The following is a 23,928-nucleotide window of genomic DNA, read 5'->3' as shown; positions in this document are numbered from 1 at the left end:
CGTTACCTACTCTTCACGAGAAAACGCCTGATGGCGTAGTGATTTGGGCGCCTGCGAGAATGCCTTGCGGAATTGCGTCGAGAAATGATTGCTGTCGCTGAATCCACAGGCGTGCGCAATGGTGGTGATCGAGTCATCACTTTGCTGCAACCGCCGACGTGCCTCCAGCAATCTTAACCGATTCAGATAGCGTTGTGGTGTCATACCCGTGTGTTGTTTTAGCTGACGGTGCAGTGTACGCAGCGGCAGCGAGAACTGATCGGCCAGCCCCCCCCAGTTAACCTCTTCGCTGTAATTATTTTGCAGCCAGCCCAGCAGCGCCTGCACCCCCTGACGCTCGGAGCCGTTACCCTGTGTTTGGAAACAGTGCTGACGCAGTTGTACCAGAATGTGCAAAAACAGGCTCTCGCTGGCGGCAATCGCTTCCGGCGCATCGCTCTGCGCCAGTTCCGCCAGACTGTTCAGCGACTGTTTTAACTGTTGCATTCCCATCGCATTCACCTGCCATTGCCCTTGCCACTCGCCATTTAGACCATACGGCAAAAAGGCGGCGATATCAGACAGGAAGCGAAACCCGCGCGGCGAACGGTACAACATGTTGGTCAGGCACAGTCCTTCTACATCTTCGAACAGATGTCGATCGTTATCGCGAACAAAGAACACCGTCCCGCTACACAGGGCGTAGGGCTGGTCGTTAAATACATGGACGCCTGCGCCCTGCTCCACCAGCACAATTTCCCAGAAATCATGATAATGCTCAGGAAAGGCCGTCTGTGGGGTACGCGGCTCTACCGCGACCGTCACGGCACGCGAAGTAAAAAAATCATCACCACGAAGTAACGTCATTTCAGCTCTCCATTCAGCCTTTGGCAAAAATGCGACCTTTGAAAAATACAGCCGTTGAAAAAGGCAGTCTTTGAAAAAGAGTAGTCATAAGCCACAAAACCAGCCTTCAAATACCGTCACCCACGCGCCGTCTGACTGCACTTTTTTTAAGATCGTCCCGCTCAATTGATTGAAGTGTGGCAAGGATCACACGGCGTTTTCCCTGTTTTTTCCATGGTTATTATCTAAATAATTTCCCAGATTGTGAGCCCTTTCACGGTCAGCTTTGTCATTTTGCCAATCGCCTGTTACAGGTGGCACTCACCGGAAGGTGGCTTCTGTTACCGATCCTTACACTGCAACACATTCAACGATAAGGAGTGGCGGCTATGGCGGTGAAGAATATCGTGGCGGTGGATTTGGGCGCATCCAGCGGTCGGGTGATGCTGGCGACGTTCCATACCGCAACGCAGCATCTGACGCTGAAAGAAATTCACCGTTTCAGCAACACGCTGATTTTTCAGGACGGTCATCACCAGTGGGATCTAGCCACACTGGAACACGACATTCTTACCGGATTACACCAAATTGATGCTACGGGTCTCGCCCCCGATAGCATTGGGATTGACAGTTGGGGCGTGGACTATGTGCTACTCGATAAAAACGGACAGCGCGTCGGCCTACCGTATTCTTATCGCGACCACCGTACCGACGGCGTGATGGCTGCCGTCACCGCTGACCTGGGCCGTGAGGCTATCTATCGGCGTACCGGCATTCAGTTTCTGCCGTTCAATACGCTGTACCAGCTCAAAGCGTTGGGCGACATGCCTCCCGACGATCGGGATCGGGTAGAACATTTGCTGATGATCCCCGACTATTTTCACTATCGCCTCACGGGTCAACGGGTCTGCGAATACACCAACGCCAGCACGACTCAACTGCTCAATCTGGAACAGAAAACCTGGGACGGCGAACTGCTGGACTATCTGGATGTACCGCGCCGCTGGTTGAGCGATCCAGTGCAGCCGGGGCACGCCGTCGGGAATTGGGCCGCACCGAGCGGGCGGCAGATCCCCGTTACTGCCGTCGCGACGCACGATACCGCCAGCGCGGTAGTCGGTGCACCGTTACAGAGCCGCGACAGCGCTTACCTCAGTTCCGGCACGTGGTCGCTGATGGGCATCGAGAGCGACACCCCGTTTAACTGCCCGCAGGCGCTGGCCGCCAATATCACCAATGAAGGTGGCGTAAACGGCACCTATCGGGTGCTGAAAAATATCATGGGTCTGTGGCTGCTACAGCGCGTTTGTCAGGAGCGTGGCATCAAGGATTTAGGCGCATTGATTCAGTCCGCCGCTGCCCTGCCCGCTTTTGTTAGCCTCGTTAACCCTAATGACGAACGCTTTATCAATCCGCCGTCCATGCATCAGGCAATCCGTGACTATTGCCGTGAGCACGGTCAACCCATTCCCCACAGCGATGCCGAACTGGCACGCTGCATTTTCGACAGCCTCGCCTTGCTTTACCGGCAGGTCGTGCTGGAGTTGGGTGAATTGCGTCACGCCCCGATCCGCCAGTTGCATATTGTCGGCGGCGGCAGCCAGAACGCGTTTCTGAACCAACTGTGTGCTGATGTATGCCAGATCCCGGTTCTCGCCGGGCCGGTCGAAGCCTCTACGCTCGGCAATATCGGCTGCCAATTGATGGCGCTAGGTGCTGTCACCGACCTTACTGCATTCCGTCACATGCTGACTCATAACTTCCCTCTGCATCGCTATACCCCGCGTGCGGAGAGTGATTTTGCCGGGCACTGGCGTCGCTTTCAGGCGCTCAGCCAGCCAGAAACCGCCCCACAGGGCAAAAAGGAGACTACGCAATGAGCACACCAATTGAAACCGCATGGCAGTTGGCAAAAGCGCGTTATGCCAGCCTGGATATTGACGTAGAGGCTGCGCTGGAACAGCTCGACCAGATTCCGGTGTCAATGCATTGCTGGCAGGGTGATGATGTGGCCGGATTCGAAAACACCGGCGGGCCATTAACGGGCGGTATTCAGGCCACTGGCAACTACCCCGGTAAGGCAAGTACGCCGGATGAACTGCGTGCCGATCTGGAACAGGCATTTGCATTGATCCCCGGTCCCAAGCGGCTGAACCTGCACGCTATCTATCTTGAATCCGCACAGCCTGTCGCCCGTAACGAGATTGCCCCTGAACATTTCAGCTCTTGGGTTGCGTGGGCCAAACGTCACCAGCTTGGGCTGGACTTTAACCCAACCTGCTTTTCTCATCCGCTGAGTGCAGACGGCTTTACGCTGTCACACCCGGACGAAAAAGTGCGCCGCTTCTGGATTGAGCACTGTCAGGCAAGCCGCCGGATTTCCGCCTACTTCGGTCGCGAACTCGGTACGCCGTCAGTCATGAACATCTGGGTGCCGGACGGCATGAAAGATTTAACCATCGATCGTCTGGCATTCCGCCAGCGGCTGCTCAGCGCACTGGATGAAGTCATCGCCGAACCGCTCGATCCGTCACACCATATCGATGCGGTGGAAAGTAAGCTGTTTGGCATAGGCGCAGAAAGTTTCACCGTCGGTTCCAACGAATTCTACCTTGGCTACGCAGCCAGCCGCGGCACCGCACTCTGTCTGGATGCCGGACACTTCCATCCGACTGAAGTGATTTCCGACAAGATTTCCAGCGCGATTCTCTACGTACCGCGCCTGCTGCTGCACGTCAGCCGCCCGGTGCGCTGGGACAGCGATCATGTCGTGCTGCTGGATGACGAAACGCAGGCTATCGCTCACGAGATCGTGCGCCATAAATTGCTTAATCGCGTCCATATCGGGCTCGATTTCTTTGATGCCTCAATCAATCGCATCGCGGCCTGGGTCATCGGCACGCGCAATATGAAGAAAGCCCTGCTGCGCGCGCTGCTTGAACCCACGGAAACGCTGCGCACATTGGAGCAAAACGGCGATTACACCGCACGTCTGGCGCTGCTGGAAGAGCAAAAATCGCTGCCGTGGCAGGCCGTGTGGGAGCACTACTGCCAGCGTCATGACGTCATCCCAGGCAGCGACTGGCTGCAACAGGTACGTCAGTATGAAGAAACCATCCTCACTCAACGTCAAGGGTAAGACTATGCAAGCAATTCTCTCTTCCTGGTTTGTACAGGGAATGGTTAAAGCCACCAGCGACATGTGGCTCAAAGGCTGGGACGAACGTAACGGCGGTAACGTCAGCCTGCGCCTGACGGCTGAGGATGTGACGCCTTATGAAAGCGATTTCTATCCGCAGCCGCGTCATGAAGCGCTATCACAGCCAATGCCAGAACTGGCGGACTGCTGGTTTATCGTTACGGGCTCCGGCAAGTTCTTCCGCAACGTTCAACTGGACCCGGCGGATTCACTGGTGGTGTTGCAGATAGACAGTGACGGTAAAGGCTACCGCATCTTCTGGGGGCTGACCAACGGCGGCCTGCCAACCTCTGAACTGGCCTCGCATTTCCAGTCGCACATTGTGCGCATGGGTGTGACCCACGGACACGATCGCGTCATCATGCACTGCCACGCGACCAATCTGATTGCCCTGAGCTATGTGCTGGAACTGGATACCGCGAAATTCACCCGTGAGCTATGGGAAGGTAGCACAGAGTGTCTGGTCGTCTTCCCAGACGGCGTAGGCATTGTGCCGTGGATGGTGCCGGGCACCGATGCCATTGGCGATGCCACCTCCGAGCAAATGAAGCGTCATTCGTTGGTCCTGTGGCCATTTCACGGCATTTTCGGTACTGGCCCAACGCTGGATGACGCCTTCGGCCTGATCGATACTGCCGAGAAATCCGCCGAAGTCATGGTGAAAGTCATCTCGATGGGCGGTAAGAAACAGACAATCTCTACCGAAGAGCTGATCGCACTGGGTGAACGTTTTGGCGTCACTCCGCTGGAAGCCGCGCTGCGCGTGTAATTGAGATAATACGTATAGTTCAGATAATGCATAGCGTTCGTGCAGCGCATACAACATTGCCTTCAATCTCAAAACGCCACGGCATACCATCGTGGCGTTCTGTTCTGCTAACGATGATGAGGACGCAGCCATGTTGCGTAAAGCTTTTGTGATGTCGGTTTTTCCTGACTGCCACGACGAATATCAGCGTCGTCATAACCCGATCTGGCCAGAACTGGCCGAGGTGCTGAAAAACCACGGGGCGCACCACTACAGCATTTTTCTAGACGAGCAACGCAATCTGCTCTTCGGTTATGTAGAAGTCGAATCCGAAGCGCGCTGGGAGGCGATTGCGCAAACGGAAGTCTGCCAACGCTGGTGGAAACACATGGGCGACGTGATGCCCTCCAACCCCGATAACAGCCCGGTCAGCGCGGCGCTGAAACCTGTGTTTTATCTGGACTGAGTAATGCTTTGAACTAAGAATAATCCTGCGGAGGTAATATAAAAAATATATTACCTCCATAATTTGATGAATAAAGAAATGAAAAGAAATTATTTGTCATTTAATGAATAAATTCTGTTACAGATAATTGTTATTTTTAAAGAGATAAATAACTAGAGATTGTTGATGACAATCACATTTTATTTATCCTATTTGTGAATAGCCCCCTTCACATCAATAATAAAAACATTTATTAAAATAATTTTTAACCCTCCATTATCAGGCTAAATATATTATAGATTTTTATTTATCAGGATTTAGTATTGATATATTAATTAATTTCAGTATTAAACTCCGTTTATTCATTAAGGCCAATTTATCGAATTCCGCATTATAAAGATCTTATTTTCTTTGCCGTTATCACTACTACCTTCTCTATATAATCAATAAGAATAGCGATGAAATTTTCTCAACTCACAGTACTTTCCAAGTTGTTACTCGGCTTTTCCGTGCTGATAGCAATGATGTTGCTATTAGGTGTGGTTTCACTACTCCAGCTTAGCGTTAATAATAGTCGTATTGATGAATTAAGCAGCAGCAGCCTACCCGGCGTACGATATAGCCTGGAAATGCGCGGTGTGCTGTCTGAAACACGTTTACAGCAAGTACAGTATATTGACTCAAAAACGCCTGAGGAGCGTGAAGGTCACCGTAAGGAATTACTGCAAAACGCCGATGCCTTCCTTACTGCGTTTAAGAACTATCAAGCGGTTGCCAGCACTGAGGATAAAAAAGCGCTGATCAAGGTGATTGGCGAAAACTTCTCTGCTTTCAACTCAGTCAACGCCACGCTGATTGACATCGTGAATCGGGGCGATTTGGAAGAAGCCAGCAAGATCAGCGGCGCAAGCTCTGGCAAATATCGCGGCCAGCTCATGAAAGACCTGGCGAAACTCGTCGAGATGGAAATCGCGACCACAAAAGACATCGTAGACAGCGCCGAAACGACATACCGCACCTCACAATACTACGTGTGGGGGCTACTGGTGTTGGCTCTGCTGGCAACCGTTGCTATCGCTACGATTATTTCACGTAATATTTCTCGTCAGCTCGGCGGCGATCCTCACTACGCACAAGAAATCATGACCGAGATCGCATCCGGTAACCTGACAGCAAAAATCCAGCTGCGTCAGGGCGACAACTCGAGTCTGCTCGCGTCAATCAACCACATGAACCAACAGTTGATGAGCATCGTGCATACCATCATGAACGGCAGCGAATCCATCTCGCTGGCATCCAGCGAAATTGCTCAAGGTAACAGTGACTTGTCACAGCGTACCGAAGAGCAGGCTGCCTCACTGATTCAGGCATCGGCCAACATGCAACAGTTGACGCACACCGTGCGGCAGAATGCGGATAACGCGAAAGAAGCCAGCCAGTTGGCGCAGCAAACGTCAGAAACTGCCTCTCAAGGCGGGCTCATCGTGGATGATATGCTTAAACGCATGCACGAGATCTCCGACAGTTCACAGAAAATCGTCGATATTATCGCCGTGATCGAAGGTATTGCCTTCCAGACGAATATCCTGGCACTGAACGCCGCAGTAGAAGCAGCCAGAGCAGGAAGCGAAGGGAAAGGTTTTGCCGTTGTGGCGGGCGAAGTACGGACGCTGGCACAGAAGAGCGCCAACGCCGCCAAAGAGATCAAAACGCTGATTGAAGGCACCGTTGAGAAGATCACCGACGGTTCCGCACGGGCAGATAAAGCCAGTCAGGCGATGTCGGAGATTGTGCAGTCGGTGAAAAAAGTGACGGATATCGTGGCGGAAATTTCTCAGGCATCCAACGAGCAGCATATTGGCATCAAAGAGATCAGCGTCGCGGTAGAACAAATGGATCGGGTCACCCAGCAGAACGCTGCGCTGGTGGAAGAATCCGCCACGGCAGCACACGCCATGACAGAACAGGGCGAACAGCTGCGCGATGCCGTTCGTTTCTTCAAAGTTAATCAGGACCACATGCTGAGAATTCATTAATTCGCAGCAGCCCCGCTGGCTACCCGGCGGGGCGACCATTTGTTTCTAATTCATTTCTTTTCCAACCGCTCTCCGCCGTGCAGTACGCCACCGTAATACCCGCAGATTGGCAACAAGCCCACCTGATATCACTCATGAGTAAACGTTGACGTGCGGTTTAGGCAAACTGAGTTATGGTTGCACCACTAAACTATGTACTTTGTTTCTACATACTCTGTTTCTACGTACTTTGTTTCTACGTACTTTGTTTCGTCAGCCGACAACTACTTTGCTATTTCGCCATATGGCGATAAGGAGACCACATGGACGAACACCCTAGATGGCCCGGTAAACCGCATCCGTTAGAATAAGAACCGTCTTCTTCCCCGACCTCTCTGTTCTCTCCGTCTGCACCGTTTACCGCCCTTAATACCTTCATTTTTTTCCGCTTTACGTCCCTTTATCCGGGATGCGCGCCCGTGCGCGGCGGACAGGCAACATTAAGAGAACAGCATCATGACCGATATGATCACGCAAACGGGGCATCATCACGCCCGTAAGACCCCCACAGCCACCTTTGCAATTGCCCGTGAGGCGCAAAACAGCCTCGACCAAACGCTGGCTAACCTGAACACCCACCTGCACGGCTTAAGCCATGATGACATCCTTGAGCGCCAGCAAACCTATGGCGAAAACCGCGTCGCCCATGAGAAAGCACCCCATGCGCTGGTGCAGCTAGCCGCCGCATTTAATAACCCGTTTATTTACGTGCTGATGGCGCTGGCCGCTATCAGCTTTTTCACCGACTACTGGCTACCGCTGCGCCATAACGAAGAGACATCGCTCACGGGTGTGATCATCATTCTGATGATGGTGAGCCTGAGCGGTCTGCTGCGCTTCTGGCAGGAGTTTCGCACCAACAAAGCCGCAGAAGCGCTGAAATCCATGGTGCGAACAACGGCTACCGTACTACGACGCCCCCACGCCAGCGCCACTGCCGTCATGCAGGAAATCCCACTTCAACAGCTGGTTCCCGGCGATATCCTGACCCTCTCAGCCGGCGACATGGTGCCTGCGGATATCCGGCTGGTGGAATCACGCGATCTGTTCGTCAGCCAGGCCGTGCTGACTGGTGAATCGCTGCCGATAGAAAAATACGATGTCTTCAGCGATATCAGCGCCAAAGGCTGTCAGCCCACTGGCGGCAGCGGAGAAAGCGATCTGCTGGCGTTATCCAACATTTGCCTAATGGGAACCAACATCTCTAGCGGCACGGCGACGGCAATCGTGGTGGCAACCGGTAGCCATACTTATTTCGGTTCGCTGGCGAAATCCATCGTTGGCACCCGTTCCCAAACCGCCTTCGATCGCGGCGTCAACAGCGTAAGCTGGCTGCTGATCCGTTTTATGATCGTGATGGTGCCTGTCGTACTACTGATTAACGGCTTCACTAAAGGTGACTGGATGGAGGCCAGCCTGTTTGCGCTGGCCGTTGCTGTCGGCCTGACACCGGAAATGCTGCCGATGATTGTCTCTTCCAATCTGGCAAAAGGCGCGATTGCCATGGCGCGACGCAAAGTGGTGGTCAAACGACTGAACGCGATTCAGAACTTTGGCGCAATGGATGTGCTGTGCACCGATAAAACCGGCACGCTAACGCAGGATCGTATCATCCTTGAGCATCACCTCAATACGCAGGGTCAGGTCGATGAGAGCGTGCTGCAACTCGCCTGGCTCAACAGCGCGCACCAGAGCGGCATGAAAAACCTGATGGATCAGGCCATCATGCAGTTTGGTCGCCATAATCCTGCCATTGCCGCACTGGGTCGCTACCGCAAAATCGATGAGCTACCGTTTGATTTTATCCGTCGCCGTCTGTCCATCATCGTGGCCGATGAACACAACCAGCAGCGCCTGATTTGCAAAGGCGCCGTAGAAGAGATGCTGGCTGTCGCGACGCATATCAGTGAAAACGGGCAGCGGCACGAACTGGACGACGCACGCCGCCGCACGCTGAAAGAACTGGCGGAAAGCTATAACCAGCAGGGGTTCCGCGTACTGATGATCGGCACGCGCGAACTGAGCCCTGTGGGCAGCACGCTGCCGCTCAGCGCCGAGGATGAACGCGATCTAACCCTCTGCGGCCTGCTGACGTTCCTCGATCCGCCGAAAGAAAGCGCCTCTGCTGCGATTCGCGCCCTGCATGAAAACGGTGTGACGGTGAAAGTCCTGACGGGCGATAACGCGATTATTACCCGCAAGATCTGTCGCGATGTTGGATTGGAGCCGGGTGAGGTACTAGAAGGGAATGAGATCGACGCACTCAGCGACGAGCAGCTCGGTGTAGTGGTAGAGCAGCGTACTATTTTTGCCAGACTGACCCCGCTACAAAAATCCCGCGTGCTGAAAGCGCTACAAGGCAATAATCATACGGTTGGTTTTTTGGGCGACGGCATCAACGATGCGCCCGCCCTGCGCGATGCCGATATCGGAATATCCGTCGATACCGCTACGGATATCGCCAAAGAATCGGCTGATATCATTCTGCTGGAAAAGAACCTGATGGTGTTGGAAGAGGGCGTGATCAAAGGGCGCGAGACATTCGGTAATATCATCAAATACCTGAACATGACCGCCAGTTCCAACTTCGGCAACGTGTTTTCCGTGCTGGTCGCCAGCGCCTTTATTCCTTTTCTGCCGATGCTGGCGATTCATCTGCTGATTCAGAACCTGATGTACGACATCTCTCAGTTGTCGCTGCCATGGGACAAAATGGATAAGGAGTTCCTGCGCAAACCCCGCAAATGGGATGCTAAAAATATTGGTCGCTTCATGCTGTGTATCGGACCGACGTCATCGATTTTTGACATCACCACCTACGCGCTGATGTGGTTCGTGTTTGCCGCCAACAGCGTCGAACATCAGGCGCTGTTCCAGTCAGGTTGGTTCATTGAGGGGTTGCTGTCACAAACGCTGGTGGTGCACATGCTACGCACCCAGAAGATTCCGTTCATTCAGAGTACGGCGGCGCTGCCAGTGATGTTGATGACCGGACTGGTAATGGCGCTGGGTGTCTATCTCCCGTTCTCCCCGCTGGGGCCACTAGTGGGCTTGCAGCCGCTACCGTGGGAATATTTCCCTTGGTTGGCCGCTACGCTGATTGGCTACTGCACCGTCGCACAACTGGTCAAGCGCGCCTACATCCGCCGCTTCGGCCAATGGTTCTAATCCTTTCGTCACCTCTTCACGGCGGGCGCGCTATTACCCGCCGTAATCCAGAGGGTAAAAATACCAATATCGAGGCAAAAAAACAGATACCACCTTAGATGTACGATAAGTTAAAGATCTTATTGCAAAAAATCACATAACTAATTAAATAATAATAAATATATTTTCATCAATATGGTGGTACTCGGAATAGGCGTGATTTTTTTAAGGGAACGATGAAATCAATGCTAAACCATTGTCCCATTACGCCGAAACTAAAATAAACCCCTGTCTACTTTTGCACACCGCACATGTCAGAAACGGACGGATTACAGGCAATGGAGCATATCTATGAAATCCCTACACCACATATCGATCCGTAGTAAATTCATTTTGGCTCTTCTACCGCCAATCCTTGCCCTACTGTGGTTCAGTTTTTCCGGCGTGGTGGAGCGACGCAACACGGAAAATGAAATGGCCCGCATGGCGAAACTGATTACTCTGGCGCGCGATGCAGGCGAGTTCGCCCATCAGCTCCAACGTGAGCGCGGTTTGAGTGCAGGCTATTTTGGCAGTCAGGGGAAAAATTTTGGTGCAGAGCTCACTACGCAGCGGCAAGCGACCGATCGGGCACAACAGGTGCTGGAGCACACCACCGCAAACCTAAGTCAGGACGAACTGGGTTCTGCCGTTAGCGAAGAGCTTGGTAAGATCGCGCAGAAAGTACAACAAATCGGCGAACATCGCCGTAATGTCGATAATATCTCGATCTCTGTCACTCAGGCGCTCGGTTACTATTCCGATTCAGTCACCTATCTGCTGAATATTGTCGGGGATATGACCCATCTGGTCAGTGACGGCGGCATTGCCCAGCGGCTGGCGGCCTACTACAACCTGTTGAACGTCAAAGAACAAGCCGGGCTTGAGCGCGCCGTACTCTCCAACACCTTCTCTGCCAATAGTTTTGCGACCGGGATGTTCGAGCGTCTGAACCAGATGGTGGGTAAGGGAGAGGCGTATATCACTGCCTATAACATGTTCGCCAATACCGAGCTGCGCAAGGCTTTCGAACAGGCGCTTAACCATCCTTCAGCCCAGAGCGCGCTGCAAATGCGCAATAAGGCCATCGCGTCCCCTGGCGGTAATTTTGCGATTGATGCCAGCCAGTGGTTTAACCAACAAACAGCAAAAATAGATGAGCTGAAAAAGGTTGAACAGCTCGCCGCTCAGGATCTGGCTACACAGGTTAACACCTTGGCTGCCGATGCCCGTCAGTCCTGGATTAGCTATTTAGCAGGGGCGCTGGTTTCTCTGCTGATGGCGATCGGCCTGGCCTTAATGATTATGCGCAGCATCAACGAACAGCTTCAGCAAACGCTGACGACCATTCGCGAGATGGGCGGGGATCTTACGCGCCGCCTACGCGTACCAGGAACCGATGAACTTTCGCAGTTGAATCAGGCGTATAACGCCTCACTGGAAAACATCGCCGATATGGTAGTGAATATTAAGCGCAGTTCACAAACCATCGGGCGTGCAAGTAGCGAGATCGCCAACGGCAATCAGGATCTGGCGCAGCGTACCGAAGAGCAATCCGCTTCGCTGGTGCAAACCGCCAGCAGCATGGAAGAAATCACCGTCACGGTAAAACAAACCGCAGACTTTGCCGGGCAGGCACGTCAGTTGACGACAGAGGTAGACGATCAGGCTCATCGCGTCGGAAGCATTACCGAATCGGCCAGCGGTGCGATGGAAAGAATTCAGGATGCCAGCCAGCGCGTGAACGCTGTAGTGGCTGCCATTGATGCTATTGCCTTTCAAACCAACCTGCTGGCACTAAACGCCGCGGTTGAAGCGGCACGGGCAGGACAGCATGGCCGAGGGTTCTCCGTTGTTGCGGCGGAAGTGCGTCAACTCTCGCAGCGTAGTGCAGACGAAGCGGGCAAAATCCGTGCGCTCATCGCCGATAGCATTGCCAGCGTCAGTGAAGGGACGAAGCTGGTCAACCAATCGAACCGGGGGATCAACGACATCGTTACCGGCACACGTAAAGTGCGCGATCTGGTGAATGAGATTGCGGTTGCTGCCGATGAGCAGTCGTTGGGCATCGCGCAAATTAACGAAGCGCTCAGCCAATTGGAGATGGTCACGCAGCAAAATGCGACTCTGGTTTCGCAGGCTTCCGTTGCCAGCCAATTACTGGATGAACAGGCAATTGAAATGGAATCGCTGGTCAGCCGCTTCAAGGTTGACGATAGCGCACCACAGCAGCCTTTAGCGCACGCGCTGTTATCAAGGTAGCGGAGACAATACCGTTCAAGAAGTGCAGACAATATTGCCTAATGGTCGGTTTGCCTTTTCAGCATTGTGATACTCACGCCCTCATTGAGGGCGTTGCCTATTTGGCTCTCACTAAGCACCGCTGACGGCGATCATCGACACGTTGGGCAAACCATGCCGTAGTGAGTTTGCGGGTGATTTTCGGACTTTCCAGCGCGATCCCCGGCAGAATGGCACGCGGCGCTTTCGTCCCCACTTTGTCCGCCAGCGCAAAGACACGCTCATACAGGCTGGTGTCTTCAAAATTCAGGCTATTGCCTTTCTCCAACGCACGACGGATCGCACTTTCGCTCATATCTAACCGTTTCCCCAGCGCACGCACCGCTAGCTCCGTAGCGCTGGCTTTATCCGAACTGTAGTTAATTAAATCACCGTCCAGCGCCAGTTTGATCCCTGTCAGACGACTCACGGCACGTTGGAACGCCGCATTTCGGCTGGCATACCGTCCTGCGTTGAAATCTGCAAACCGATAAATGGACTGCGGATAGCTCGTTGGATAGTCCAGCAGGTGTTTGATGCCAAAATACATCCCGCCGCGACGGCTGAACACTTCCTGCCGAAGGGTGCCATCTACGGTATACGGATAGCCCTTTGCGTTAGCTTCAGCAAACGCGATGCTCACCTGCATCGGCCCGCCAGTATGTACCGGATTCAACCGACCAAACAGTTGCTGGCCCATCGGCACCATGTCGATGAAATCATCAAAGATCGCACTGAGTTCCTTTTCCGTGCGCACCTTATCGAGCCGCTCGCTGTAACTTTTGCCGTTAGGGGATTTGATGAGTAGCGCGGTGCGCACCAGAAATGCAGGAACATGAACTTTCTCCGCACGACGGTCGATCTCCTGCCAGGCGATTTTCGACAAATTCGGCACCTGCGGATCGGCATTAAACGTCGATTCTTGCTCGGTCACCGCGAGCACCGAGCACAGATTTTCATTACTGGGATCGAGCCCCTGCGTGGTAAATGCCGTGGCAATATCGGTCGCCCAGCCTTGACGATCTTTCACATTGTCCGGCAGCAGCTTGAGTAGCTGCGCACGAATATCCGCAGGCCGCGATGCCGGCGTCGTCGCGGTCTTGCTGGCGCAGCCCGCCAGCACCAACAAAGCCAGCGCGCACAGGGGACGAAACAAGGAAATAGAAGAACGGGGCATAGTCTCTCGGCATCGTAATAGGAAGGCTGTCAGAACGTTAGCGCAGCCTGCACCAATTATCCAGCCGCAGGCAAGCACATGCATTTTACGCACTGACCTGGCATAGTTAGCGTTATCACTAACCGAATGCGCTAATGAACGGACGAAATACGCATGGCTGCCACCAATCATTGGACACGGGATCAGTTGCTGATCGCCTTCACCCTGTACAGTCAGCTACCGTTTGGCAGGCTGCATTCGCGTAACCCCGATATTATTCGTTACGCCGAGTTGATTAACCGCACGCCTTCCGCACTGGCGATGAAGCTGGTTAATCTCGCCAGCCTCGACCCGTTTATTATCGACTCCGGTCGCACTGGCTTGCGCGGCGCGTCCAACGCCGACCGCGCGCTGTGGCAGGAAATGGACAGCAACCCCGAGCTATTCGAACAGCAGTGCCAGCAGGCGATGGTATCGCTCGAAGAACGGGCGGCAGAAGCGACGTCGGTGCCATCGCCGTTTCAGGCCAACGAGGGCGAAATCCCTGATTATCACGGCGGAGAACGCCTTACACAGGTAAAAACGCGTATTGGTCAGCAGCTATTCCGCAAACGCGTACTCAGCAACTACGGCGAACGCTGCTGCGTGACTGGATTAGAAGAACCCGCTCTGCTGGTCGCCAGCCACATTCGTCCGTGGAAAACGGCCGCAGAACACCGCCTCAACCCCAGCAACGGCCTTTGCTTGTCCAACCTGCATGACAAAGCCTTTGATATGGGGCTGATTAGCTTCAATGATTCGCTGGAAATGCTGCTTTCGCCACGCATCAAAAAGCTGAAAAGCGCCGTCAGTGACGTCAATTTTTCCCAGTACGAGGGTAAGCAAATCCATCTGCCAAATGCCTACCCACCCGACCTGTCACAGATGGCGTACCATCGTGAGCATATTTTTTTGGGGCGGGGGTAAAAAGCGACAAATCAGCGATACAAAAACAGGGTGATATACGGGCTGCCGCGCGAGATAACGTGCGGATGTTCATCAAGCAGCATCCGCAAACGCGCCTGCTGTCGCGTATTCGGTAATATGCCAGAACGGTTGAACCGCTGTACCCAGCTCGCCACGCCAGTCTGCGTTAGTGCCGTATTCTCTGGCTTAGCGTTATCCAGCAGGAAAATCAGCCAATCCCACTTGTTCAGTTTATGCGCTAAAAAGTAGTACACCTCAACGTGTTCTCTGGAAGACGCACTGTCCAGACAACGTTGAAGCTCAGGCAGCGACAGATAAATTTTCTGCTGGTAAAACAGCGCCCGCGCAACCTTCGCAATAGCCAGCGAGGGGTGACGCAGAGAGGCTAACAACTGCTCACGCGCGTCGTCACCAGTACGCAGAATGAGAATGCGCAGAGCGCTGTAATAAAGGCTAGGATAGCGCTCGTCCAGATTGCGCTCCGCCAGCGCCACAATACCGTCGTAGCGATGCTCATCCAGCCCCCAAAGCGTGATTTTGCGCACTGTGACGGTACTCGCCCGATCCAGTGCCGCAAGATAATGCGCAACCGGATCGTCGTTTCGTTCGCGCAGTAGCGCTGAGGCGCGCTGGCGCACCAATGCATTCTTATCAAACAGTAAGGCAATCAGTTGAGGTTCAGACACGGGGAACGCATTGTCTATCACGTACTGCAACGCCAACTGCTTGATGGGTGCGAACGAGTCTTTCAACAGAATGGTCAACGCGTCGTGATCGACATCCTTGTCCGCACTGAGCAGATACCGCACCGCGTTCGCCCTGACTAACGGATCGCGATGCAACATTGCCTGACCAAAGATCTGCTTCAACGGGAAGCGCTCACACTCAACCAGAATATCCAGTGATAATCGGGCAACGGTTTTGTCTTCCGAACACAATCCCGTCAGTAACGACGGCGCGTGCGCCTCCTCGGACAGAAAGCTGACGATCTCATCCACCAGCCGCTGATGATCTTCCCGCTGGCACTGCAACAGCCAGAAAATAGCAGGCAAATTGGCGACAAAAGACGCGGTGTTATTCGGCGTTAACAGCAGCCGCACACTCTGCTTGGCCGCGCAGCGCACCGGTTCAGCCCAATCGTTCACCCGTTCAATCAGCGCGGGTAATGCCGAGACCTCATCCATGAAGCCCAAACACAGCACCGCACGCTGCCGAATATGCCCGTTATAGTGACGCGTGAGCGTTATCAGGTATGACGCCGAACCCAATACATCAGCCTGCGCGGGCCGATAATAGTTATCTGGTAAAGCCACCAGCTTTTCCAACTGTTGCAGGAGTAAATTGTACGATGCCATATTCCTTACCTTCTCTTTTTCGCTTCCATATCAATGCTTATACCATCACCGTCCGGTACAGCAGCGCATCCAGCATCGTGTCGTCGTCGGCCTTACTGTCTGGCAATACTGCTGGGCTATCGGCGTCGTTCAGCATCTGCGTGATAAACGCGTGGATAACCTCCCGACGCGGGCCATATTCTGCCTCTCCCGAACGCTGCTTTATCTCCAACAGTTGATGAACTTCAGCCAACAGGCGCGGATCGTCTACCGTTCCTGCAAGCAACTGCGAAAAGCGCATCGGCGGCATACCTTTGCCTGCCTCTATCCAGCGCACAGCCAGTAGCGGGCGTAGGACGTAGAAATACTTTTTGAGGCGTACCGTTTCCTCTTGCAGATAGCCGCGAAAGTTTTTACGTGCCATCGACAGATAGTGCCAGCGAGCCTTGGACGGTGAGAACCACGTCGGCACCGCCGCCCGCAGTGCGGATGTAGCATCCCGATCTTCTTGATAGACCACAGGTGAATCCAGCCATTCGATCAGCGTCGGGTTAGCCCGTTTAAGCAGGCCGAGCGCTTTGCGCCATTCCCAACCGCAGACGTCCAGCTCATCGTCGATCGGCAGTTCTATCACGTCGCGTTGTGCTTCGACGCGTAAATACCACTCCGGCCGATGCACATAGAGAAAACGCACGTCGTAGTCGCTATCTGGGGAGGCAAATCCCCAGCCACGGCTTCCCGACTCGCATGCATAAAGCACCTTTACCTGATAACGTTCTTCCACGTCCTGTAAGACTAATTTTATCCGCGTCCGCATGGCAGCATCGACGCGATAATCCTTTTCCATCATGATCTCATCCTTTCACACACACTACCTGACGCAGCGTATGCACAATTTCCACCAGCGATGACTGCGCCGCCATCACCTTATCGATATCTTTGTACGCCATCGGGATTTCATCGATAACGTCGCTGTCTTTTCTGCACTCGACGTGTGCGGTCGCGCGGATTTGGTCTTCCACGGTGAAGCGTTTTTTCGCCGCAGTACGACTCATGGTTCTTCCCGCGCCGTGGCTACAGGAACAGAAGCTCTCTTCGTTCCCCAACCCACGCACGATAAAGCTCTTCGCGCCCATCGACCCCGGAATAATGCCCATCTGGCCTTTCTGCGCCGACACCGCCCCTTTACGGGTAATCAGCACTGATTCACCAAAGTGCGTTTCGCGCTGTACATAGTTATGGTGGCAGTTCACGCCTTCCTGCTGGGTGGTAAACGGCTTCGTCACAATACGGGACAGCGCCGCCAGCGTATGCGACATCATCACTTCGCGGTTATGACGGGCAAAATCCTGCGCCCACTCAACCGCTTCAATGTAATCGTCAAAGTGCAGGCTTCCTTCCTCGAAGTACGCCAGATTACGATCCGGCAGATTCGCAATGTGCTGCTGCATATCTTCCTGCGCCAGCTTGATGAACAGTGACCCAATCGCATTCCCTACACCACGCGACCCGCTGTGCAGCATCACCCACACGCGATCCACTTCATCCAGACAGATTTCAATAAAGTGGTTACCCGTTCCTAAGGTTCCCAAATGCTGGTAGTTGTTGGTTTTCAGCAACTGCGGGTATTTATCCGTCAAACGTTTAAAACGCGGTTCCAGCAGTGACCAGTGCGCATCCACCGTCTGCGGCGGGTTCTGCCAGGAACCGACATCGCGTTTGGAACGCGTGACGCTACGTCCGTGCGGCACCGCCTGTTCAATCGCGCTACGCAGCCCCATCAGGTTATCCGGCAGATCGCTGGCAACCAGTGACGTACGCACCGCAATCATCCCACAGCCGATATCCACGCCCACCGCAGCGGGAATAATCGCGCCACGCGTGGGGATCACGCTACCAATCGTCGATCCTTTTCCCAGATGCACATCCGGCATCACCGCCAGATGTTTAAAAATAAACGGCATTTTGGCCGTGTTCAGCAGTTGGTCACGGGCTTCCGGTTCCACAGGCACCCCCTGTGTCCACATTTTTACCGGTGCGCTATTCACTGGAGACATCATGTCGTAATCCTGTGTTTTCATCTCTTCCATTTTTTCTTCTCTTTGTTTGTCATTGTTCACCTGAGATATAGCGAAAGACGTGCCAGATTTCTGAAAAAGGCAAAATAAAAACATAATTAATTGATAATTAATAAATAAAAAATACATCGCACGAACTAGCAATGAAATAAAAGAGCAGGTAAATTTATCCTACAGGATAATATTTTATATAAAGGTATAGCATGAAGCGTCGCGTCGTTATTGGTGTGCTGGGCACTACGCTGGACAGACGGGGTAAACGGGAGAATCGCTGGACGAAATGGCGGCCTACCGTCGGCCTGTGTCAGCAGCCGGATTTTCCGGTCGATCGCCTGGAACTGCTGCACCAATCACGCAACGAGGGAATGGCACAGCAGGTGGCGGAGGATATCGCCGTGGTGTCACCCGCTACACAGGTCACGCTTCAGGCCGTTGAACTGCGCGACCCGTGGAATCTGGAAGAGGTCTACAGCGCCTTTCTGGACTTTGCGAGCCGCTACCCGTTCGATACCGAGAACGAAGAGTATTTTGTCCACATCACCACCGGCACCCACGTCGTGCAGATTTGCTGGTTCCTGCTGACCGAGGCCCGCTATCTGCCTGCCAAGCTGCTGCAAACCGCGCCTGGGGAGAAAGCGGATCGCCCCGCACCGCAGGGCATCTACGCCGTCATCGATCTGGATCTTAGCCGCTACGCTACCCTCACCAGCCGTTTCCAACACGAGCAGGAGCGTTCCGTCTCGTTCCTGAAATCGGGCATCGAGACGCGCAATACCACGTTTAATGCGCTGATCGATCAGATTGAGCGCGTCGCACTGCGCTCCACCGCACCAATGCTCTTAACTGGCCCGACCGGTGCGGGGAAATCCTTTCTGGCTCAACGCATCTATCAGTTACGTCAATCACGCCATCTGGTCAGCGGCCGTTTTGTTGCGGTTAACTGTGCCACGCTGCGCGGTGACAACGCGATGTCGACGCTATTCGGCCACGTAAAAGGCGCGTTTACCGGTGCGTTACAGGCGAGAAGCGGGCTGCTGCGTGAAGCGAACGGCGGGATGCTGTTTCTGGATGAAATTGCCGAACTGGGGCTGGACGAACAGGCGATGCTGCTCAAGGCCATTGAAGAAAAACGCTTTTTGCCGTTTGGCTCGGATAAAGAAGTCAGCAGCGATTTCCAGTTAATTGCGGGCACGCACCGCAACCTGCGCGAGTGGATTGCACAGGGCAAGTTTCGTGAAGATCTTTATGCGCGTATCAACATGTGGACCTTCCCTCTACCGGGGTTAGCGGAACGTCGGGAAGATATCGAACCGAATATTGACTACGAACTCCAACGCTTCACACGCGATCACCAAACGCAGATCCGCTTCGATAAAGACGCGCGACAACGCTACCTCGCCTTTGCCTGCTCACCGCAGGCCGTATGGCGCGGCAACTTCCGCGAACTCGGTTCATCCATCGCCCGCATGGCGACGCTGGCCGAACAAGGGCGCATCACCGTGGCACAGGTAGAGGAAGAAATCACTCGCCTGCGAGCCAGTTGGCAGAGCGATGCCCCAGCAACCGTGCTACCGCCCGAACTCGCCAACATCGACCTCTTCGAGCAGCGCCAGCTTGAAACCGTGCTCGATGTCTGCCGCACTTCCCATTCGCTCTCCGACGCCGGCCGCCACCTGTTCGCCGTCTCACGCCAGCAAAAACAAAAGCCCAACGACGCCGACCGACTGCGGAAGTATCTGGCACGTTTTGGACTGAGCTGGGAGGGGGTGAGGGAGGCTGGCAACAGAAAGTAAACAGGAAACTTCTGTCCAGTAAACTTGACGAATTATCTAAAATATTAGATATTTAATTTACTGAGATGAGGAGATACATATTATGGCGTTAAAATTCTACGAAAGTCCGTTTCATGTGACGCATGACGCTGAAGTTGCCAGCAAGATGGCAATGAAAATGGATTTATCGATCATGATCACTAATTTAATCAAAGAGAAAGGTTGGACACAAAAAGAGGCAGCGGAAAAACTCGGCATCAACCAGTCGCGCGTTTCAGAACTGAAAAATGCCAAGATAGAGCTTTTCACTATTGATGCCATGTTCGACATGTTAGACGCTCTCGGTTTCCGAGCGAAAATGTCGATGCCAAGCCCACATCAGGCGTCAATCACAATCACTGAAGCCGAATCGGCAACTTAACGTTTTTTACAACGCTCAGCCTCTCTGACATCGGCCATAAGCGCTTTGAGCCGCTGTTCAGCCACCTCTTTAGCTTTACGATCAACGCTATTGGTCGTTTTCTTAAAGGAATGCAAAACCACCACGGTATCAAGATATTTAGCGACATAGACACATCGATATACAGGACTACCGTTTATCTTTAGTTCGATAACACCGATACCAACCCCATCAAGAAAATCAATTGGCAATTTAGGATCTTGCCCATACTGAATGAGGCGTAAGTCTTTTCCAAACTCATCCTGTATATCCGCAGGAAGCGCTCTGTATTCACTTTCAGCGGCATCGTTAACAAATGCGAATTTCTTCAAAACCACTCCCTGTCGTCATTTTTCGCAAACACCGCAATATCCTTTACCACGGCCAATTAAAAAAGAAGAAGCCCGCTTATTTCCAGAGTTGAACCCATTTCTGCGAACACCATTCCAAAATACGCTGTAAAATGACGTTGAACTGCCGCAAGAAAGCCTCAGCCGCGTGACGCGGCAACTTCCGCGAACTCGCCCGCATGGCGACGCTAGCCGAACAAGGCCGTATCACCGTGGCACAGGTAGAGGAGGAAATTGCTCATCTGCAAGCCAGTTGGCGAAGTGATGCGCCAGCAACCGCGCTACCGCCCGAACTCGCCAACATCGACCTCTTCGAGCAGCGCCAGCTCGAAACCGTGCTTGATGTCTGCCGCACCTCCCATTCGCTCTCCAACGCTGGCCGTCGCCTGTTCGCCGTCTCACGTCAGCAAAAACAAAAGCCCAACGACGCTGACCGACTGCGCAAATATCTGGCACGTTTTGGACTGAGTTGGGAAGGGTTGAAACGGGGAGAGGAATAAACTGAATCATCTTCGCTACGGTTTGCCTTTCATCCAACAACCGATAGCGCATCTCGACGAAAAAAAGATACCGCCCCTGCCAAAAGCCAGGGCGGTACGGGAAGGCATTAGCGTGCTGCCAGCTGTGAGATCTTTTCTGCCAGAAAATCAATTTCCTGCGGGGTGTTATAGAAGGCGAGAGAAGGTCTCACCGTACTTTCATAGCCAAAGTGACGCAAAATAGGCTGAGCACAGTGGTGCCCAGAGCGTACGGCAATACCCGCCTGACTGAGGTAACGCCCTATCGCTTCGTTTTCATGGCCTTGCAGCACAAACGACAATACGCTGGTCTTCTGGGCAGCGGTGCCGATCAGTTTAAGCCCGGGAATCCGTGACAATTTCTCAATCCCGTACTCCAATAGCGCATGCTCATACTGGGCGATATTCTCAATCCCCAGCGCAGTGACGTAGTCGATAGCCGCGCCAAGCCCGACGGCGTCAGCAATATTACCCGTTCCGGCCTCAAACTTGTTCGGTGCAGGCTGGTAACGTGTCAGCTCAAAGGTCACATCGGCGATCATATTGCCGCCCCCCTGATACGGGCGAGCCTCCTCCAGCACATCCTTTTTGCCATACACCACGCCGATACCGGTGGGCCCGAATACTTTATGGCCGGAAAAGACAAAGAAGTCAGCATCCAGCGTCGTCACATTCACAGGGATATGCGAAATTGACTGGGCACCATCAATAGCAATACGTACACCAAAGCGGTGGGCGATTGCTACCAACTCCTGTATTGGCGTCACTGTTCCCAACGCATTGGAAACGTGGGTGGCTGAAACAAAACGCGTTTTGTCATTGAACAGGCGAACATACTCTTCAATAATCAACTGTCCGTGTTCATCCACCGGCGCCACACGGATCACCGCACCAGTCTCCTGAGCCACCAATTGCCACGGCACAATATTGGCGTGGTGCTCCAGCAACGTCAGGATGATCTCATCTCCTGGACGTAACAGCGGTTTGACATAGCTTTGAGCTATCAGGTTCAGCCCTTCTGTCGTGCCGCGTACGAACACAATATTGTCAGAACTGCCCGCACCGATAAAACGTGCCACCTTATCTCGCGCAGCCTCGTAAGCATCGGTCGAGCGCGCGGCAAGCGTATGCGCCGCACGATGAATATTTGAGTTTTCGTGCAGGTAAAAATGGCTGATGCGATCAATAACCTGTCTTGGCCGTTGAGTCGTCGCCGCATTGTCCAGCCAGACCAGCGGCTTGCCGTCAACCTGTTCAGACAGGATTGGGAAATCGGCGCGGATCTGTTCTACGGGAACATGTCCAACACGCGCCAGCGGTGCAGGCACGGATGAAGACGCTGCCCCCAATCGTTGTACCGTTGCCCCCGAGGGCACGGCGATATCCTGACCGTAGGGCACTACTTTCGGCACATAGGCTGGGTCCGGCGCGCCCTGTGGATGGCTTCTGCTCGCAAATAACGCGAGCAAATCGCGCTCGTCCGGCAGGCCGTAATCTCGGGCTGACAGCGGACGCTCACCACTGCCTGGCCACGGGCCGGGAATCCCCGGCAGCGAAAGATTATTCGTAGTCATAATATTCACCTACTTCAACATCTTCCAATACGGCGATAGCATCATCGGCCAGAATGGCAGCGGAGCAATAGAGTGAAAGCAGGTAAGAAGCAACGCCATTGTCATCAATGCCACGGAAACGTACAGATAAGCCGCGAGATTGTTCATTTGGCAACCCTGACTGATACAGGCCCAGCACGCCGCGCTTGGCTTCACCAGAGCGAATCAGCAGAATGTTGGTTTTACCGCCCTTACCTTTCGGGTTCTTCAAACCGTCAACGAACAGCTTGTCAGAAGGGATCACAGGGATACCGCGCCACAGAATAAAAGTCCCGCCGTGCAGGTTAGCCGTGACGGGCGGAACACCGCGCCGAGTCGCTTCACGGGTAAACGCGGCGATAGCACGCGGGTGAGCAAGGAAAAACGACGGCTCTTTCCATACTTTAGAAATCAGCTCATCCAAATCATCCGGCGTCGGTCGTCCATTGCGCGTCTGGATCCGCTGAGAATCAGCGATATTCTTGAGCAGGCCATAATCATCGTTATTGATTAGCTGGCTTTCCTGACGCTCGCGCAAGCTTTCAATCGCCAACGCAATTTGTTCGGAAGCCTGATCGAACGGTGAGCTGTAAATATCCGCGATTTTGGTATCGACATTAATAATCGTCGCGAGAGAATCCAACTGATATTCACGCGGCTGCGTTTGGTATTCGATATACCCTTTAGGGATTTCGGTCTGGGTCGGGTCCTGGCTGCACAGCGCATCCAGCGGCGTATCGCCTTCCACAACTTTGTTAACGCGATAGATCCCAGCTTCTAATCCCTTGTAATCCAGAAAATAACTGACCCAGCGCGGGGTAATTGCCCCAAACTGTGGTGCTGTTTTAGTTACGTTGGCGAGTTGATACGCGGCGTCGCGTCCCAGAGCGTTCAGAACGTTTTTATCTGTCATGATGTTTTCCCTTAGGTTTTACTTTCAATAAGTGATGTTTACACTGCCCTGC

General features: G+C 53.4%; 18 protein-coding genes and 1 pseudogene. 11 read left to right on the top strand and 8 right to left on the bottom strand.

Annotated elements, in window-relative coordinates; all coding sequences use genetic code 11:
• Positions 1 to 6: 6 nt before the first annotated feature.
• Positions 7 to 846 carry an HTH-type transcriptional activator RhaS gene (gene rhaS / locus EDI29_RS14520; RefSeq protein ID WP_137741454.1) on the bottom strand — a complete coding sequence of 280 codons (840 nt, stop codon included), beginning with the start codon at positions 844 to 846 and terminating at the stop codon, positions 7 to 9.
• 368 nt (positions 847 to 1,214) lie between these two features.
• Between rhaS and rhaB the strand changes: the two genes are divergently transcribed.
• From rhaB to EDI29_RS14485, 7 genes are all read left to right on the top strand, one after another.
• Positions 1,215 to 2,705, top strand: coding sequence for a rhamnulokinase (rhaB, locus tag EDI29_RS14515; protein WP_137741453.1), 1,491 nt, complete (start codon positions 1,215 to 1,217; stop codon positions 2,703 to 2,705).
• Positions 2,702 to 3,964 (top strand): L-rhamnose isomerase, encoded by a 1,263-nt coding sequence (locus EDI29_RS14510; RefSeq protein WP_137741452.1) that lies wholly within the window; start codon positions 2,702 to 2,704, stop codon positions 3,962 to 3,964. The genes rhaB and EDI29_RS14510 overlap by 4 nt, the downstream gene beginning before the upstream one ends.
• Positions 3,965 to 3,968: 4 nt before the next feature.
• Complete coding sequence (rhaD, locus tag EDI29_RS14505; protein WP_137741451.1) at positions 3,969 to 4,793, top strand: rhamnulose-1-phosphate aldolase; 825 nt, start codon at positions 3,969 to 3,971, stop codon at positions 4,791 to 4,793.
• A 130-nt stretch (positions 4,794 to 4,923) separates the two neighbouring features.
• On the top strand, positions 4,924 to 5,238 hold the full coding sequence (gene rhaM, locus EDI29_RS14500) for an L-rhamnose mutarotase (protein ID WP_137741450.1): 315 nt from the start codon (positions 4,924 to 4,926) through the stop codon (positions 5,236 to 5,238).
• Positions 5,239 to 5,675: 437 nt separating this feature from the next.
• The gene (locus EDI29_RS14495) at positions 5,676 to 7,253 is read left to right on the top strand and encodes a methyl-accepting chemotaxis protein (RefSeq protein WP_137741449.1); all 1,578 of its coding nucleotides are present in this window, start codon (positions 5,676 to 5,678) and stop codon (positions 7,251 to 7,253) included.
• Positions 7,254 to 7,748: 495 nt separating this feature from the next.
• Entirely contained in the window at positions 7,749 to 10,460 is a 2,712-nt protein-coding gene (gene mgtA / locus EDI29_RS14490) for a magnesium-translocating P-type ATPase (protein ID WP_137741448.1), read from the top strand.
• 330 nt (positions 10,461 to 10,790) lie between these two features.
• The gene (locus EDI29_RS14485; RefSeq protein ID WP_137741447.1) at positions 10,791 to 12,740 is read left to right on the top strand and encodes a methyl-accepting chemotaxis protein; all 1,950 of its coding nucleotides are present in this window, start codon (positions 10,791 to 10,793) and stop codon (positions 12,738 to 12,740) included.
• A gap of 97 nt (positions 12,741 to 12,837) precedes the next feature.
• Here EDI29_RS14485 and EDI29_RS14480 read toward each other — a convergent pair whose 3' ends face one another.
• Positions 12,838 to 13,935 (bottom strand): DUF1615 domain-containing protein, encoded by a 1,098-nt coding sequence (locus EDI29_RS14480; protein ID WP_137741446.1) that lies wholly within the window; start codon positions 13,933 to 13,935, stop codon positions 12,838 to 12,840.
• 153 nt (positions 13,936 to 14,088) lie between these two features.
• On the opposite strand from EDI29_RS14480, the gene EDI29_RS14475 reads away from it, so the two are divergent.
• Positions 14,089 to 14,880: an HNH endonuclease gene (locus EDI29_RS14475; RefSeq protein ID WP_137741445.1), complete on the top strand. Its 792-nt coding sequence runs from the start codon at positions 14,089 to 14,091 to the stop codon at positions 14,878 to 14,880.
• A gap of 11 nt (positions 14,881 to 14,891) precedes the next feature.
• On the opposite strand, the gene EDI29_RS14470 is transcribed toward EDI29_RS14475, so the two are convergent.
• The 3 genes from EDI29_RS14470 to EDI29_RS14460 are packed head-to-tail and all read right to left on the bottom strand — an operon-like array spanning position 14,892 to position 18,304.
• Positions 14,892 to 16,235 (bottom strand): HEAT repeat domain-containing protein, encoded by a 1,344-nt coding sequence (locus tag EDI29_RS14470; protein ID WP_137741444.1) that lies wholly within the window; start codon positions 16,233 to 16,235, stop codon positions 14,892 to 14,894.
• Positions 16,236 to 16,272: 37 nt separating this feature from the next.
• On the bottom strand, positions 16,273 to 17,064 hold the full coding sequence (locus tag EDI29_RS14465; protein WP_137741443.1) for a nucleotidyltransferase domain-containing protein: 792 nt from the start codon (positions 17,062 to 17,064) through the stop codon (positions 16,273 to 16,275).
• Between the two features lie 4 nt (positions 17,065 to 17,068).
• On the bottom strand, positions 17,069 to 18,304 hold the full coding sequence (locus tag EDI29_RS14460) for an RtcB family protein (RefSeq protein ID WP_161502920.1): 1,236 nt from the start codon (positions 18,302 to 18,304) through the stop codon (positions 17,069 to 17,071).
• A gap of 191 nt (positions 18,305 to 18,495) precedes the next feature.
• Between EDI29_RS14460 and rtcR the strand changes: the two genes are divergently transcribed.
• Both rtcR and EDI29_RS14450 read left to right on the top strand, forming a co-directional pair.
• Positions 18,496 to 20,085 (top strand): RNA repair transcriptional activator RtcR, encoded by a 1,590-nt coding sequence (gene rtcR / locus EDI29_RS14455; RefSeq protein WP_137741442.1) that lies wholly within the window; start codon positions 18,496 to 18,498, stop codon positions 20,083 to 20,085.
• A gap of 82 nt (positions 20,086 to 20,167) precedes the next feature.
• A complete protein-coding gene (locus EDI29_RS14450) occupies positions 20,168 to 20,485 on the top strand; it encodes a helix-turn-helix domain-containing protein (RefSeq protein WP_137741441.1) in 318 nt (105 codons plus the stop codon).
• On the opposite strand, the gene EDI29_RS14445 is transcribed toward EDI29_RS14450, so the two are convergent.
• Positions 20,482 to 20,841, bottom strand: coding sequence for a type II toxin-antitoxin system RelE/ParE family toxin (locus EDI29_RS14445; protein WP_241664934.1), 360 nt, complete (start codon positions 20,839 to 20,841; stop codon positions 20,482 to 20,484). The genes EDI29_RS14450 and EDI29_RS14445 overlap by 4 nt on opposite strands.
• A 164-nt stretch (positions 20,842 to 21,005) precedes the next feature.
• On the opposite strand from EDI29_RS14445, the pseudogene EDI29_RS14440 reads away from it, so the two are divergent.
• Positions 21,006 to 21,353 (top strand): annotated as a pseudogene (locus tag EDI29_RS14440) (sigma 54-dependent transcriptional regulator); the annotation flags it as partial.
• Positions 21,354 to 21,460: 107 nt separating this feature from the next.
• Here the strand turns inward: EDI29_RS14440 and EDI29_RS14435 are convergent.
• Both EDI29_RS14435 and EDI29_RS14430 read right to left on the bottom strand, forming a co-directional pair.
• Entirely contained in the window at positions 21,461 to 22,945 is a 1,485-nt protein-coding gene (locus tag EDI29_RS14435) for a cysteine desulfurase (RefSeq protein WP_137741439.1), read from the bottom strand.
• On the bottom strand, positions 22,932 to 23,876 hold the full coding sequence (locus tag EDI29_RS14430) for a family 2A encapsulin nanocompartment shell protein (RefSeq protein ID WP_137741438.1): 945 nt from the start codon (positions 23,874 to 23,876) through the stop codon (positions 22,932 to 22,934). The genes EDI29_RS14435 and EDI29_RS14430 overlap by 14 nt, the downstream gene beginning before the upstream one ends.
• Between the last annotated feature and the right edge of the window lie 52 nt (positions 23,877 to 23,928).

Source organism: Pectobacterium polonicum, from assembly GCF_005497185.1.
GTDB lineage: Bacteria > Pseudomonadota > Gammaproteobacteria > Enterobacterales > Enterobacteriaceae > Pectobacterium > Pectobacterium polonicum.
The sequence above is the reverse complement of the archived record's forward strand: the minus strand, read 5'-3'. Positions and strand labels throughout refer to the sequence as shown.

Bases quoted from the DNA above. Each gene is read 5' to 3' on its own strand.
- rhaS (WP_137741454.1), bottom strand. From the start codon at position 846: ATGACGTTACTTCGTGGTGATGATTTTTTTACTTCGCGTGCCGTGACG.
- rhaB (WP_137741453.1), top strand. From the start codon at position 1,215: ATGGCGGTGAAGAATATCGTGGCGGTGGATTTGGGCGCATCCAGCGGT.
- EDI29_RS14510 (WP_137741452.1), top strand. From the start codon at position 2,702: ATGAGCACACCAATTGAAACCGCATGGCAGTTGGCAAAAGCGCGTTAT.
- rhaD (WP_137741451.1), top strand. From the start codon at position 3,969: ATGCAAGCAATTCTCTCTTCCTGGTTTGTACAGGGAATGGTTAAAGCC.
- rhaM (WP_137741450.1), top strand. From the start codon at position 4,924: ATGTTGCGTAAAGCTTTTGTGATGTCGGTTTTTCCTGACTGCCACGAC.
- EDI29_RS14495 (WP_137741449.1), top strand. From the start codon at position 5,676: ATGAAATTTTCTCAACTCACAGTACTTTCCAAGTTGTTACTCGGCTTT.
- mgtA (WP_137741448.1), top strand. From the start codon at position 7,749: ATGACCGATATGATCACGCAAACGGGGCATCATCACGCCCGTAAGACC.
- EDI29_RS14485 (WP_137741447.1), top strand. From the start codon at position 10,791: ATGAAATCCCTACACCACATATCGATCCGTAGTAAATTCATTTTGGCT.
- EDI29_RS14480 (WP_137741446.1), bottom strand. From the start codon at position 13,935: ATGCCCCGTTCTTCTATTTCCTTGTTTCGTCCCCTGTGCGCGCTGGCT.
- EDI29_RS14475 (WP_137741445.1), top strand. From the start codon at position 14,089: ATGGCTGCCACCAATCATTGGACACGGGATCAGTTGCTGATCGCCTTC.
- EDI29_RS14470 (WP_137741444.1), bottom strand. From the start codon at position 16,235: ATGGCATCGTACAATTTACTCCTGCAACAGTTGGAAAAGCTGGTGGCT.
- EDI29_RS14465 (WP_137741443.1), bottom strand. From the start codon at position 17,064: ATGATGGAAAAGGATTATCGCGTCGATGCTGCCATGCGGACGCGGATA.
- EDI29_RS14460 (WP_161502920.1), bottom strand. From the start codon at position 18,304: ATGGAAGAGATGAAAACACAGGATTACGACATGATGTCTCCAGTGAAT.
- rtcR (WP_137741442.1), top strand. From the start codon at position 18,496: ATGAAGCGTCGCGTCGTTATTGGTGTGCTGGGCACTACGCTGGACAGA.
- EDI29_RS14450 (WP_137741441.1), top strand. From the start codon at position 20,168: ATGGCGTTAAAATTCTACGAAAGTCCGTTTCATGTGACGCATGACGCT.
- EDI29_RS14435 (WP_137741439.1), bottom strand. From the start codon at position 22,945: ATGACTACGAATAATCTTTCGCTGCCGGGGATTCCCGGCCCGTGGCCA.
- EDI29_RS14430 (WP_137741438.1), bottom strand. From the start codon at position 23,876: ATGACAGATAAAAACGTTCTGAACGCTCTGGGACGCGACGCCGCGTAT.